The organism is Sinomonas sp. G460-2, from assembly GCF_047759905.1.
In the GTDB taxonomy this organism is placed as follows: Bacteria; Actinomycetota; Actinomycetes; order Actinomycetales; family Micrococcaceae; genus Sinomonas.
The window spans coordinates 1-13,577 of sequence record NZ_JBKZWT010000087.1; the positions used below are offsets into that span (position 1 = coordinate 1).

Here is a 13,577-nt window from a genome sequence, read left to right on the forward strand (position 1 = left end):
TTCTGCCGTTCGACGGGCTCGCGCTCATCGCGCTCATCGGCCAGCAGGTGGGCGGAGCGATGACGACGACGAGCCTCGCCGGGCGCCGCGTCCTCGCCGAACTCTCACTGCGGCGCGGCGAGGTCGAGGCCGCCGTCGCCCTCGGCTTCGAATGGCGGGCCGCGCGGCTTCTCGTGGCCCAGCACACCGCGCGGGAGGCGCTCATCCCCGCGCTCGACCAAGCCCGGACAGTCGGGACGGTCGTGCTGCCGGGGGCGTTTGTGGGGATGGTGCTCGGAGGCGCGAGCCCTGTCGACGCGGCCATCGTGCAACTCGTGGTGCTCGTCTCCCTCGTGGCGGTCGGGGCGATCGCGGCGGCCGTCTCGCTTCGGCTGTGCGCGGCGGGCGTGTGGAAGATCCCAGAAAGCTGATCGGATGCGGAATAGCTGACAGGAGCAAAGCCGTTGTACGGTCGTGACCGTGACGCCAGATGCCCAGCCCGCCCAGCCACAGAAATTACAGCCCCAGGAAAGCCGGGGCGGCGCCGCACCCGCTGCCTCACGCACGACGGCGGGACTCATCTTTGGCATCGGAGCGTACGGCCTGTGGGGCCTCCTGCCGCTCTACTTCGTCACGCTCACGCCGGCGGGCCCGGTCGAGGTGGTGGCCGACCGCGTGGTCTTCTCCCTCGTGGTCTGCCTCGTGCTCATCGCGGTGACGCGCTCGTGGCGCTCGCTCGCCGCCGTCTTCCGTTCGCGCCGCTCCCTCGGCATCCTCACGCTCGCCGGTGTGCTCATCGCCGCCAATTGGCTCACGTACACCTACGGCGTGCTGAGCGGCCAGGCCATTGAGGCCGCCCTCGGCTACTTCATCAATCCGCTCGTGAGCGTGCTGCTCGGCGTGCTCGTGCTCAAGGAACGGCTCCGTCCGCTCCAGTGGGCCGCCGTGGGCATCGGCTTCGTCGCGGTCCTCATGCTCGCGATCGCGTATGGGCGCATGCCGTGGATTGCGCTCATCCTCGCGTTCAGCTTTGGCTTCTACGGCCTCGTCAAGAACCGGGTTGGCGCCACGGTGGACGCCGTGACGAGTCTCACGGTCGAGACCGTGGTGCTCACGCCGCTCGCCGTCGCGGCGATGGTGTGGCTCGGCGTGGCCGGCTCGCTCACGCTCGCGGGCAACGGACCCGGGCACTTCTGGCTGCTCGCCGCGAGCGGCATTGTCACGGCGACTCCCCTGCTCTTCTTCGGCGCGTCGGCTCGGCGGCTGCCCATGACGACGATCGGTCTCCTCCAATACGTGGCCCCGCTCCTGCAGTTCATCATCGCGACCACGATCCTCGGCGAACACATGGGCCCCGAGCGCTGGGCCGGATTCGGGATCGTGTGGCTCGCGCTCATCGTCCTCACGGCGGACATGCTGCTCGCGGCGCAGCGCCGTCGCAGCGCGGTCAGGGCCGCGAGGTCTCGGCAGCGCCACGGAACGGCGGTCGACGCGGCCGCCGGGGAGGCCGGCGAGGAAGCCGGCACTCCGGGGGCCAACGCCGCCGGCGTCGAGCCCGTCGCATGACCGTCTCTCCGGCCGCCTGACCGTCGCTTGCACCGCATGACCGTCCCTCCGGCCGCCGGACCGTCCCTCAGAGGCAAGACCGTTGGCTATTCGGGGCGGTCATGCCTCTTGGGGACGGTCACGCAGAGAAAAGGGACGGTCGTGCCCGGGTCGCAGTCCTGCCAGCCGCCGTCCCCATCGCCGTCATGCCAGCCGCCGTCCCCCATGGCCGTCACGCCAGCCGCCGTGCCCTCTCGAACCCCGCCACCACCTTCGCGGCGATGGCTCCCGGGACAGCCAAGTCAGCCCATCGCGCGCGAACGACCGTCCAGCCGTCTGACATGAGGGCGCTCTCGCGACGCCGCTCCTCGAGAAGGGCAGCGTCGGTGGGCCGATAGTCGAAATACTTGGCCTCGCCGTCGAACTCGAGGATCACGAGGACGTCCGGCCACGCGAAATCGGCCCTGAACAGGCCGGCGGCCGTGGGGATCTCGAGCTGAAGCACGGGCGCAGGAAGGCCCGCCGCGAGCAGCGCGAGCCGCGTTCGGGTCTCGCCCGGCGACTCGGACCGCCCGTCGAGGAGGCCGAGGAGTCGCTCGACCCGGGCGCTTCCCCGAACGGCCCCGGTCCGCTCGGACGCGGTTCGGATACCGTCGAGGCTCGCGCCGAGGCGCAACGCATGGTCGCCGACGACGGCGGCGCGCTCGTGATCGAGCGTGCGCGCGCAATCGGCAACCGTGCGATCTATCGTCGTGGTTCGAGCCACGAGCCCACGGCCCACGGGGACCTCCCGGACGTCCTCGTCCGGCAGCTCAAAACGGTGCGGGACGACGTCGGAGCTGTGGCTCGAACGGGAGACGGAGTAGGGCACCGTGACGTGGACCTCCTCGCCGCTGTTCCAGGTCGAACAGCCCAGAAGTCGGGCGGCCGAAACGTGGCTGTAGACCGAAGTCCCGCCGGTCGCGATCACATGCGCCTCGATCCGCAGCCTGTCCCGATCCCAAGGCGCCAGCTGCTGCCAGAGTTCGCGGCGAACGTAGACGCCCCGCCGAACGCGCACGAGGAGGCCTCCCCGTACCGCGGCCGTGAGCATGCGATGGTCGAGCCCGGCCATACGGAGCTGTCCGGAGGACGCGATGCGGGAGCCGGGCCATCGCGCAGCCAGGACATGAGGTAACTCAAGAGGTGCCATGCGGGCAGTCTTGCGAATTGGCGAGGGCTCGTGGGGACCTCAGTTCCCTATGTGGATAACTCCGGCCGGGAGGATCAATCCAGCTGCCGCCACCGGCCTAACCGTCCCGCCGCGCGAGCGTCCTCGGCTCCGGACAACCGTCCCTTGTGCCACACGGCCGTCTCTCGACGGCTTAACCGTCGGCCATGCGGGACGGTTATGCCCTTCAGAGACGGTTGTGCCGCAGACGAGACGGTTGTGCCGCATACGAGACGGTTGTGCCGCAGACGAGACGGTCACGCGGACTCGCGCGCCGCTGGGTACGCCGCAACCTTCGCGAAGACCCGCTGCATCATCCACCGGTGCGCTCCCAAATACCCCAGGAGGGCCGCCACGCCAAGCGTGGCCACGAGAGCTATCGGCCCGCCGGCCACGAACGTGACGACGGAGGCGAGGGCGCCCGCCACGATCGCATTGAAGCACGCGAGGAAGAACGCCGTGCTCGAGTACGCCTGGAAGAACATCGCTCGGCGCGTGCCAAGAGTGTAGGTGGCGGAGACGCCGGCAAAGTCGTCGCTCGGTGAGGTCACAAAGTGTTCTACGACCGTGGGCTCGAGGTCGCGGTACGCGCCCCGCAGGCGATTCATCCCCGTCACGAGCCGATAGTCCTCGAGGCTTCCGAGGGCCAAGCGCATCTGAGTCAGCGTGCCGAGGAGGAGGATCGCGGAGGAGAGCCCGATCGTCATGACCCAGAACCCGGTCCCGAACGCCGTCGCCTGCCCGACGAGGGCGAGCACCACGAGCGCCGCCGAAGAGATGGTGAGGTGGATCGAGATCCGGCTCATCAGCTCGCTCCACAGCATGCTGCGGGTCGCGAGGAGGCTCCAGTGTTCGGTCGCGAGGATTTGGACGACGACGGCGGGCGGCGCCGCGAGCTCGGCGACGGGCCCGTCCGCTGCGGCAGTCGCCGTATTCGCGGCAGTCGCCGTATTCGCGGCGGGCGCCGTCGTCGCAGCCGGCCCGGTATTCGCGGCGGGTGCCCAAGGAGGCACGACGTGGGGATCGGTGCTCACGCGAGGTCGCCCGGCGCCGTCGTCCGCGCGTCGATCTCGGTGATCTCGACGCTCGTGCTGCGCCGCAGGACGCACGCGACCGTCGAGACCTCGAAGGTCTCGAGGACCAGGGTCCGCAGCTCCTCGGGGTCGGCGTCCCCGCTGATGTCGACCTCGAGGCGGATTCCGGTCGAGGCGGTCATGGTCTCGTCGAAGCCGCCGTCCGCGCGGACGGCCACGGGACCGAGGCTGAGCCCCGCGAGCGTGGCCGCCGTGTGCAGGTCGTTGAAGAGGCACGCCGCGGCGGCAAGGTGGAGCACGTGCGCGCCCGTGGGAAGGCTCATGGCGATGCGCGCGGCGCCCGTCTTGTGGTGCCGGATGAGCAGATCGGCCGTGCCCGCGGGCACGAGGCCCTCCCCGAGGACGGCCGTCGAAATGCTGGCCGCGTAATCCATGCCACCATGATGGGCCGCGGAGCGGGCGTTGCCCAGAGCCCGGCCCGCGGCCCTCGGACCCCCTAGCCAGGGCGGTTAGCCCAGGGGGCGGGACTCGGCTCCCTCGTACTCGAGCGGCACGACGACGAGGGGCACCGGAAGCGCGTGCAGGATCCGATTCGCGGTCGAGCCGATGAACAGCCGGCGCCTCTGCGCGAGGCGGCTCGAGCCAATGATCACGAGCTCGCCGTCCACCCAATCGATGCTGTCCACCGCCTCCTCGAGCGAGCGCCCATGAGCCACCTCGACCGTGGCCTCGTGGCCCGGCGGGAGCCTATGCGCGGCCTGCTCGAGGACCGTGTTCGCGTGCCGGTGGGCGGCGTTGATGTTCTCGCCGTGCTCGCCCCGCTCGTCGAGCTCCACGAGGGAGACGAAGCGGAGTGGCACGTCGCGCCGCCCGGCGGCGACGAGCGCGACGTCGACGGCGGCGTCCGCACCCCGGCGGCGCCCGATGAACGCCGTGAGCCGCTCGATGGGCTCCATGCGGCGGTACCCGTGCGGCGCAAGGGCGACCGGGATGGGCGAGGCATGCAGCAGCGAGTTCGCGACGCTGCCCACGGTGTAGCGCTTGAACAGCCCGTTGCTCGCGGCACCGACGACGATGAGCGCCGCCTCGAACTCGACCGCCGCCTCGATGAGCACGGCAGCGAACGAGTGGCCCTGGCGGACGTGGAACTCGGCCTCGACGCCCGGCGGGATCATGCCGAGCGCCGCGCGCTGGGCCATGATGACCTGCTGCTCCTCGGCGTTGACGCGCCGCCCCTCGGGGTTGGCCGCGACGTAGGGCGCGTTCTCGCCGAGGACGAGCATGAGATCGAGCTTCGCGCCCTGCGCGCGGGCGATCGCAACGCCAAGGGCTACGGCGTCAGCGCCGCGCTCGTCCGGTTGGTAGCCGACCACGTACCGCATGTGAACCTCCCGTGCTAGACAGAGGAGACTCTACGCGTTCGCGCGGATCGCGGCCTCGAGTACGTCGAGGCCGTCCGCGAGGAGCTCGTCACCGATGACGAGCGGCGGGAGCAGGCGGATCACGTTCCCGTACGTTCCGCACGTGAGGATGATGACGCCCTCCTTGAGGCAGTAGTCGGCGATCCGCTTCGTGACTTCGGCGTCCGGCTGCTTCGCCGTCGCTGCGCTGCCGGCCTTGACGAACTCGATCGCGAGCATGCCGCCGCGGCCGCGGATGTCCCCGATGATGCCGTCGCCGAGCTCGTCGCGGAGCTTGGTGAGCCGGGCCTTGACCGTCGCCTCGATCTCGCGGGCGCGGCCGCGGAGGTCCTGCGCCTCCATCGTCTCGATCGCGGCAAGGGCCGCCGCGCACGCGACCGGGTTGCCGCCGTACGTCCCGCCGAGGCCGCCACCGTGGACGGCGTCGAGCAGCTCGGCGCGGCCCGTCACGGCCGAGAGCGGCATGCCGCCCGCGATGCCCTTCGCGGTCGTCACGAGGTCCGGCACGACGCCCTCGTGCTGGACCGCGAACCATTCGCCCGTGCGGCAGAAGCCGGACTGGACCTCGTCCGCGATGAAGACGATCCCGTTCTCCCTCGCGAACTCGGCGATGCGCGGCAGGAAGCCCTCGGCCGGGACGATGAAGCCGCCCTCGCCCTGGATCGGCTCGATGATGATCGCGGCCACCTGGTCCGCGCCGATCTGCTTCTGGATCATGAGGATCGCGCGCTCGGCGGCCTCCTTGCCCGTGATCTGCGGGTTCTCCTCGCGGAACGGGTAGCTCATCGGCGCGCGGTAGATCTCCCCCGCGAACGGGCCGAAGCCGTACTTGTACGGCATGGCCTTCGCCGTGAGGCCCATCGTGAGGTTCGTGCGGCCGTGGTACGCGTGGTCGAACGCGACGACCGCGTTGCGGCCCGTCGCGACGCGCGCGATCTTGACCGCGTTCTCGACGGCCTCGGCGCCCGAGTTGAACAGGACGGTGCGCTTCTCGTGGTCGCCGGGCGTGAGCTGGTTGAGCTTCTCCGCGACAGCCACGTAGCCCTCGTACGGCGAGACCATGAAGCACGTGTGGGTGAAGTGCTCCACCTGCTCCTTGACCGCACCCACGACCGCGGCGTCGGAGGCGCCCACGGTCGTCACGGCGATGCCCGAGCCGAAGTCGATGAACGAGTTGCCGTCGACGTCGTGGATCACGCCGCCGTCGGCGTCGGCGACGTAGACCGGGACGGTCGAGGCAACGCCCTTCGCGACGCTCGCGGCGCGGCGCGCGGCGAGCTCGAGGGACTTCGGGCCGGGGAAGTCCTTGAGGACCTGGCGCTTCTGCTCGAGGCGGTAGGTGATGTCCATCTGTGTTTGGTTCCTTTCTGGAAGCGCGCTGACGCTCTGACCGATGCCTTAGGCGTCGAGGTTGCTCATGACGTGCTTGACGCGCGTGTAGTCCTCGACCGAATACATCGAGAGGTCCTTGCCGTAGCCGGACTGCTTGAAGCCCCCGTGCGGCATCTCCGCGGTGAGCAGGATGTGGGTGTTGATCCACACGGCGCCGAAGTCGAGGTCGCGCGCGAGCCGCATCGCGCGGCCGTGGTTGGACGTCCACACGCTCGACGCGAGCGCGTACTCGACGCCGTTCGCGAGCTCGACCGCCTCGGCCTCCGTGGTGAACTTCTGCACCGTGGCCACGGGGCCGAACGTCTCCTTCTGGACCACGTCGTCGTCCTGGTGGACGCCCGTGACGATCGTGGGCTCGAAGAAGAAGCCCTTCTCCCCCGCCCGGTGGCCGCCGGTCTCGATCCGAGCGTGGCCGGGCAGCGACTCGACGACCCGGGTCACAGCACTGAAGTGGTTCGCGTTGTTGAGGGGACCGAAGTAGTTCTCCTCGTCGTTCGCGTGGCCGGTCTCGAGCGTCCTCGTGTGCTCGACCATGAGCCGCACGAACTCGTCATGGGCCTGCTCCTCGACGAGCACGCGCGTGATCGCCGTGCAGTCCTGGCCCGCATTGAAGAACGCGAACTCCGCGATCGCGGCGGCGGACTTCTTGAGGTCCGCGTCCGCGAAGACGACGGCGGGCGCCTTGCCGCCGAGCTCGAGGTGCGAACGCTTGAGCCCCTTCGCGGCGCCGGCCGCCACCGCGATTCCCGCGCGGACCGAGCCCGTGATCGACACGAGGCCGGGCACCGGGTGCTCCACCATGAGCGATCCCGTGGCCGCGTTCCCGAGCACGACGTTCACAACACCGGCCGGGAAGATGCCCTGGATGAGCCGCGCGAGGACGAGCGTCGACTCCGGGGTGGTGTCGGACGGCTTGAGCACCACCGCGTTGCCGGCGGCGAGGGCGGGGCCGATCTTCCAGATCGCCATGAGGAACGGGTAGTTCCACGGCGCCACCTGGGCGACGACGCCGATCGGCTCGCGGCGCACGAACGACGTGTGGCCCTCGAAGTACTCGCCGGCCGACTTGCCCTCGAGCAGGCGCGCGGCGCCTGCAAAGAAGCGGAGCTGGTCGGCGCCGGCCGCGACCTCCTCGGCGGCGATGAGCGAGCGGACCTGGCCCGTATTGCGGTGCTGGGCCTCGACGAGTTCGCTGCTCGCGCCCTCGACGGCGTCGGCGAGCTTGAGCAGGAGCCGCTGGCGCTCGCCCGGCGTCGTGTGCTTCCACGTCGCGAACGCGGCCTCGGCGGCGGCCATCGCGACGTCGACGTCTGCCTGGACGGAGATCGGTGCCTTCGCGACAACCTCGCCGTTCGTCGGGTTGACGATGTCGAGCAGCTCGGTACCGGCCGGCGTGACGAATTCGCCGCCGATGAAGTTCTGCAAGGTCTGGACCACGGTGTCATTCCTCGATCGCTGGTCTGTCCCAACGCTGCAACGCTGGTTTCTGTACTGCACAGGTCTGTGGGCCGAATCGGCTCTGCGGGGCCGAATCGGCCTTTTCCGAGACTAGGCGAGGCCCGGCGCGGACTGTATAGCCGAATGCACTGGGATCCGCGTGACTTATGGTGCGATCGGCCAGAGCCTGAATCTATAGTTGACGCATGGCTCTGACCCTCTCGACGCTCCTCGACGCCCCCGGTCTCGGGCTGACCCTCGCGGGCTCCGCGACCTCGACGCTCGGCCGCGAGATTGCGTGGGTCGCGGTCACTGAGCAGGAGAATCCCGCGACGTTCCTGAGCGGCGGCGAGCTCGTGCTCACCACGGGCGTGCGGCAGAGGACGGCGGAGGAGCAGCGCCGCTTCGTCCGCGTGCTCCAGCGCGCGGGGGCCGTGGGCATCGGCTTCGGCGTGGGGCTCGGGCACGACGTCGTGCCACACGCCCTCGTCGCCGAGGCGAACCGCTGGGGCCTGCCGGTCATCGAGGTCCCGTACCGGACCCCGTTCATCGCGCTCGGGAAGCTCGTCGCGGACTCACACTCCGTGGACCACCTCGCGAAGCTCGAGCGGCTTATCACCGATCACCAGGTGCTGGCCCGCTCCCTGCTCACGGGCGGCGGGCTGCCCGAGCTGCTCAAGCACCTCGGCGAGATGCTCGGAACCGAACTCGTGCTCACGCAGTTCACCGCCGAGCTCTACTCGAGCAGCCGCGACGCGGGCGCCCCGACCATGGACCGCTGGGTCCCGTTCCCCGTGCCGACCGGCCGCCGCGACGCGTGCACGCTGTGGGCCAAGAAGCCGTTCGACGACTCAGGCATCGTGAGCTACGCCCAGAACCTCATCAGCATCGAGCTCAACAACCTCACGAAGCAGCGCCAGGCCCAGCGAGCGCTCGCTGGGCAGGTGATGGCCGACGTCGTCCGCGGTGCCCTCGAGACGGACGAAGCGTCGCGCCGCCTCGCGGGGGTGGGCGTCAATTCGACGAGGCGCAACGTCGTGCTGCTCGCCGAATCGGCCGCGCACCACAAGAACCTGCGCGGCACCACGCTGCCGGCGGCGCTCGACGGCGCGGTGAGCGCGATCGTGGACCACGACCTCATGGTCGTCGTAGAGGACGACGGCGGCCGCGCGCCCAAGCTTGCACGGAACCTTGCGGATCACCTCGTCGAGGCGGGCATCCACGCGACGATCGGGATCGGCGGGAGCTACACGAAGCCGAACGGACTGCGCTGGAGCTACTTCGAGGCCAAGGAGGCCGCCGCGCGGGGGCTCGAGGTCAACGAGCCCGAGCGGCTGAGCCTGACCTCGCTCCTGCTCTCGAGCGAGGACGTGCCGCTCGCGGACATGGCCGGCGAGGCGATCGGCCCGCTCGTGCGCTTCGACAGGCAGCACGGGTCCGAGCTCGTGCACACGCTCGAGACGTATCTCAACCTCAACGGTTCCGTGGCCTCGGTCGCGGACGAACTCAGCCTGCACCGGAACACCGTGCGGTACCGGCTCGGCCAGATCGCCGAGCTCACGGGCTACGACCCGGCCGTCACGGCCGACCGGGTCCAGCTGTTCCTGGCCCTCGCGGTGCGGAAGGTCGCCAAGGCATAACCGGGGCGCATCCGTTCGTCGCGCGAGGGCTACCGCTCGGCGCACGCAGGGTGATGCGAGCATGTGATGCGGCGCACGGGTCCCGGAATACTGTTCCGTGGACTGCCGGGAACCGGCCCGGCCGAGAGCCTGGAGGAACCCGCATGGCGTGGCTTGACAGGTCGCACACCGTAGCGCACCCCGGATTCAACAGATGGCTGATACCTCCCGCGGCTCTTGCCGTGCACTTGTGCATCGGGCAGGCCTACGCGACGAGCGTCTACAAGACGGCCCTCGTCAAGCACTTCGGTGTGGGCCTGACGGAGATCGGCGTCGTGTTCTCGGTGGCCATCGTGATGCTCGGACTCTCGGCGGCAGTCATGGGCACCTGGGTGGACCGCAACGGCCCCCGCAAGGCGATGTTCGTCGCGGCGCTGTTTTGGGCGGGCGGCTTCCTTGTCGGCTCGCTGGGCATCTTCTCGCACCAGCTCTGGCTCTTGTACCTCGGGTACGGCGTGATCGGCGGCATCGGGCTCGGGATCGGCTACATATCCCCTGTCTCCACGCTCATCAAGTGGTTCCCCGACCGGCCCGGGCTCGCGACGGGCATGGCCATCATGGGATTCGGTGGCGGGGCGCTCATCGCAAGCCCTCTCTCGACGGCCTTGCTCGCAGCATACGACCCGGCATCGTCCGCTCCCGGCGGCGTGGCGAGCGGCGAGGCCGTCGGCAAGCTGTTCCTCACACTTGCCGTCGTGTACCTCGCCTACATGCTCTTCGGCGCGTTCACGATCAAGGTCCCGCCAAACGGGTGGGCGCCGGCCGGCTTCGACCCCGCCGCCGTCCGTTCGCACGCCCTCATCACGAGGTCCAACGTCACCGCCGCGAACGCGATCAAGACTCCGCAGTTCTGGCTCCTGTGGACGGTGCTCTTCTGCAACGTCACGGCCGGGATCGGCATCCTCGAACAAGCTGCACCGATGATCCAGGACTTCTTCCGCCGCCCCGGCGGGAGCTCCCTCGTGACGGCGTCAGTTGCGGGCGGATTCGTGGGACTCCTGTCGGCCGCCAACATGGCCGGCCGATTCGTCTGGTCCGCGACCTCCGACGGCATCGGGCGCAAGCGCACGTACATGGGCTATCTCGGGGTCGGAGCGGTCCTGTACGTTCTGCTCGCCTTCACCGGGTCCTCGGCAACGGCCCTGTTCGTGGTCGTTGCCTTCGTCATCATCTCTTTCTACGGCGGGGGGTTCGCGACGGTGCCGGCCTACCTGCGCGACCTGTTCGGCACCCTCGAGGTGGGCGCCATCCACGGTCGACTGCTCACGGCGTGGTCCGCGGCCGGAGTTGTGGGCCCGCTCATCGTCAACGCCGTGCTGGACGCGCAGGGCACGCCGGGAAAGCTGACCGCAGGTGCCTACCAACCGGCCTTGCTCATCATGGTGGGCCTGCTCGGGATCGGGTTCATCGCGAACCTCCTCATCAAGCCCGTCGACGCGAAGCACCACGAGCCGACGCCTGTTGCCGCGGGCGCCACGAGGGAGATCTGATATGAAGACCGCACGTGTGGCCCTCGGGTGGATCCTCGTGGGAATCCCGCTCGTCTATGGCATCGCCACGACACTCGTGAAGGCCGCGGCCCTGTTCGGCTGACGGGGCTCAGCCCGCCGCGACCGCCGCCCCCTCGTTCGAGATCGCGACCATCTCGTCGCGGGAGACGACCTTGACGCGCTCGCGCGCAATAGCGCCCTTGTGCGTCGGGGCGGGCTCGGCGGCGGCGCCGAGCGACTTCTCATGCTCGTCGAGCGCGAGCCAGCCCTCCCACGTCGTGTAGGCGACGTCGCGGCCTTCGAGGAGGGCGACGACGGACTCGGTGCCGGGCTCCGACGCGAGAGGCAGCTCCTCGCGGGCGTCGAGCAGGTGCCCGATCGTCTCGAGCGCGTCCCCCTTCGTGTGGCCGATGAGGCCCACTGGCCCGCGCTTGATCCAGCCGGTCGTGTAGACGCCCGGGACGAACGCGCCGTCGGCGCCGATGACGCGCCCGCCGTCGTTCGGAACGACGCCGCGGCGGTGGTCGAACTCGACGTCGGAGAGCGACGAGCCGAAGTAGCCGATAGCGCGGTAGACGGCCTGGATGGGGTACTCGACCGTCTCGCCCGTGCCTCGCGCGTTGCCCGTGCCGTCGAGCTCGGTGCGCTCGAAGCGGATGCCTGCAACCCGGCCCGGCGTCTCGGCGGAGTCGACGATCTCGACCGGGCTGTGCAGGAAGTGGAGGTGCAGGCGGCGCGACGCCGTGAGCTCTTCAGGTTCCTCGGGCTGCTCGGCGATCCAGTTTGTCAGCGTGCCGACCATGGTCTTGACCTGGTTGTTCGACTGGATCTCGCGGTCAGAGGCCTCGTCGAACTCGAAGTCCTCGGGGTACAGGACGATGTCGACGTCGTGCGAGTGGGAGAGCTCGCGGAGCTCGAGGGGCGTGAACTTGACCTGCGCGGGGCCGCGGCGCCCGAACACGTGCACGTCCGTGACCGGGGACTCCTTGAGGATGCGGTAGACGTTGTCCGGGATCTCGGTGACGAGGAGCTCGTCGGCGTGCTTGGACAGGACGCGGGCCACGTCGAGCGCGACGTTGCCGTTGCCGATGACCGCGATCTCCTTGGCGTCGAGCGGCCACTCGCGCGGCACGTCGGGGTGGCCGTCGTACCACGAGACGAAGTCCGCGGCGCCGAACGATCCCTCGAGCTCGATGCCAGGGATGTTGAGGTCGGCGTCCTTGATGGCGCCGGTCGCGAAGATGACGGCGTCGTAGTGGCGGCGCAGGTCCTCGAGCGAGAGGTCCGTGCCGTAGTCGACGTTGCCGAAGAAGCGGATGTCGCCGCGGTCCAGGACCTTGTGAAGGGCGTTGACGATGCCCTTGATGCGCGGGTGGTCCGGCGCGACGCCGTAGCGGATGAGGCCGTACGGCGCGGGGTAGCGGTCGAAGAGGTCGATGCTGAGCGTGAGCTCGCCCGACGCGACGGGCGCGCTCTTGGTCAGCAGATCCGCGGCGTAGACGCCGGCAGGGCCGGAGCCGACGACGGCAATTCTCAACGGACGTTGCGTAGAACCGCGCTGCACAGAACCGCGCTCGGTACCTCGGGCGGGGGCTGGGGTGGTGTTCGACACTGCGGTGATCCTTCTATGGGTGGCGGGGTGGGCTAAAAGGCCCGTCAGTTGGTCTGAGTGGTGTTGCGGGTGAACAGCTGTTCTCGGAAGTTGGCTGGGGCGAACGGGCTCACGCGCACGACATCCCCGATCACGATCACGGCGGGGTTCGCGACCCCGACGGCCGCGGCCTGCTCGGCAATGGTCCCGAGCGTGCCGATCGTGACGCGCTGGTCCGGCGTCCAGCCGCTCTCGACGATCGCCACGGGCGTCTCGGCGGGCAGGCCGTTCCGGCGCAGCTGCTTGACCGAGTGCCACAGCCGGCGCACCCCCATGAGCAGCACGATCGTGTGGTCGGGCCGTGCCGGGAGTTCGGCGAGCTCGTCGTGGCCCGTCACGACGCTGAAGCCCGTCGCGAGCCCGCGGTGCGTCACCGGGATGCCCGCGGCGGCAGGCACGGAGATCGCGCTCGTGACGCCCGGGACCACCTCGACGTCCACACCGTGCTCGCGGCAGAACTCGGCCTCCTCGCCGCCGCGGCCCAGGACGTACGGGTCGCCGCCCTTGAGCCGTACGACGACGTTTCCGGCCCGGGCCTCGTCGACGAGGATGCGGTTGATCTCCTCCTGAGTGGCCTGATGCGCTCCGGGGGCCTTGCCGACCTCGATAACCCGGGGGCCTCCCGCGTCAGAACCAGGGAGCTCCTCGAGCAGCCCGCGCGGCCCGAGCCGGTCCGCGACGACGACGTCCGCCTCCGCGCTCAAGGGAGTGCTCAGCAAAGACCCCAGGGCACGGCTGC

The 13,577-nt window shown here is 69.8% G+C and carries 13 protein-coding genes; 5 read left to right on the plus strand and 8 right to left on the minus strand.

All coding sequences use genetic code 11. The features are described 5' to 3' along the window. The coding region (locus ACLN58_RS10365) for an ABC transporter permease (protein WP_415855182.1) at positions 1–410 on the plus strand (410 nt) is incomplete at its 5' end. 49 nt (positions 411–459) lie between these two features. After that, on the plus strand, positions 460–1,545 hold the full coding sequence (rarD, locus tag ACLN58_RS10370) for an EamA family transporter RarD (protein WP_415855183.1): 1,086 nt from the start codon (positions 460–462) through the stop codon (positions 1,543–1,545). Positions 1,546–1,756: 211 nt separating this feature from the next. On the opposite strand, the gene ACLN58_RS10375 is transcribed toward rarD, so the two are convergent. The 6 genes from ACLN58_RS10375 to ACLN58_RS10400 all read right to left on the minus strand — a co-directional run bounded on the left by ACLN58_RS10375 (position 1,757) and on the right by ACLN58_RS10400 (position 8,018). Beyond that, positions 1,757–2,716: a hypothetical protein gene (locus tag ACLN58_RS10375; protein WP_415855184.1), complete on the minus strand. Its 960-nt coding sequence runs from the start codon at positions 2,714–2,716 to the stop codon at positions 1,757–1,759. 275 nt (positions 2,717–2,991) lie between these two features. After that, the gene (locus tag ACLN58_RS10380) at positions 2,992–3,768 is read right to left on the minus strand and encodes a hypothetical protein (RefSeq protein ID WP_415855185.1); all 777 of its coding nucleotides are present in this window, start codon (positions 3,766–3,768) and stop codon (positions 2,992–2,994) included. Further along, positions 3,765–4,202 (minus strand): OsmC family protein, encoded by a 438-nt coding sequence (locus ACLN58_RS10385; protein ID WP_415855186.1) that lies wholly within the window; start codon positions 4,200–4,202, stop codon positions 3,765–3,767. The genes ACLN58_RS10380 and ACLN58_RS10385 overlap by 4 nt, the downstream gene beginning before the upstream one ends. A 75-nt stretch (positions 4,203–4,277) precedes the next feature. Continuing rightward, positions 4,278–5,150, minus strand: a complete 873-nt coding sequence (locus tag ACLN58_RS10390; protein WP_415855187.1) for a universal stress protein — start codon at positions 5,148–5,150, stop codon at positions 4,278–4,280. Between the two features lie 30 nt (positions 5,151–5,180). Beyond that, positions 5,181–6,539: a 4-aminobutyrate--2-oxoglutarate transaminase gene (gene gabT, locus ACLN58_RS10395; protein WP_415855188.1), complete on the minus strand. Its 1,359-nt coding sequence runs from the start codon at positions 6,537–6,539 to the stop codon at positions 5,181–5,183. A 48-nt stretch (positions 6,540–6,587) separates the two neighbouring features. Beyond that, positions 6,588–8,018, minus strand: a complete 1,431-nt coding sequence (locus ACLN58_RS10400; RefSeq protein ID WP_415855189.1) for an aminobutyraldehyde dehydrogenase — start codon at positions 8,016–8,018, stop codon at positions 6,588–6,590. A gap of 206 nt (positions 8,019–8,224) precedes the next feature. Between ACLN58_RS10400 and ACLN58_RS10405 the strand changes: the two genes are divergently transcribed. The 3 genes from ACLN58_RS10405 to ACLN58_RS10415 all read left to right on the plus strand — a co-directional run bounded on the left by ACLN58_RS10405 (position 8,225) and on the right by ACLN58_RS10415 (position 11,290). Continuing rightward, positions 8,225–9,658, plus strand: coding sequence for a PucR family transcriptional regulator (locus tag ACLN58_RS10405; protein WP_415855190.1), 1,434 nt, complete (start codon positions 8,225–8,227; stop codon positions 9,656–9,658). A gap of 143 nt (positions 9,659–9,801) precedes the next feature. Then, positions 9,802–11,187 carry an OFA family MFS transporter gene (locus ACLN58_RS10410; protein WP_415855191.1) on the plus strand — a complete coding sequence of 462 codons (1,386 nt, stop codon included), beginning with the start codon at positions 9,802–9,804 and terminating at the stop codon, positions 11,185–11,187. A gap of 1 nt (position 11,188) precedes the next feature. Then, positions 11,189–11,290, plus strand: a complete 102-nt coding sequence (locus tag ACLN58_RS10415) for an MFS transporter small subunit (protein WP_415855192.1) — start codon at positions 11,189–11,191, stop codon at positions 11,288–11,290. A 6-nt stretch (positions 11,291–11,296) separates the two neighbouring features. Here the strand turns inward: ACLN58_RS10415 and ACLN58_RS10420 are convergent, their stop codons facing one another. Next, entirely contained in the window at positions 11,297–12,751 is a 1,455-nt protein-coding gene (locus ACLN58_RS10420; protein ID WP_415855194.1) for an FAD-dependent oxidoreductase, read from the minus strand. A 92-nt stretch (positions 12,752–12,843) separates the two neighbouring features. Then, on the minus strand, positions 12,844–13,577 hold a 734-nt coding region (gene cobA, locus ACLN58_RS10425; protein ID WP_415855193.1), incomplete at its 5' end, for a uroporphyrinogen-III C-methyltransferase.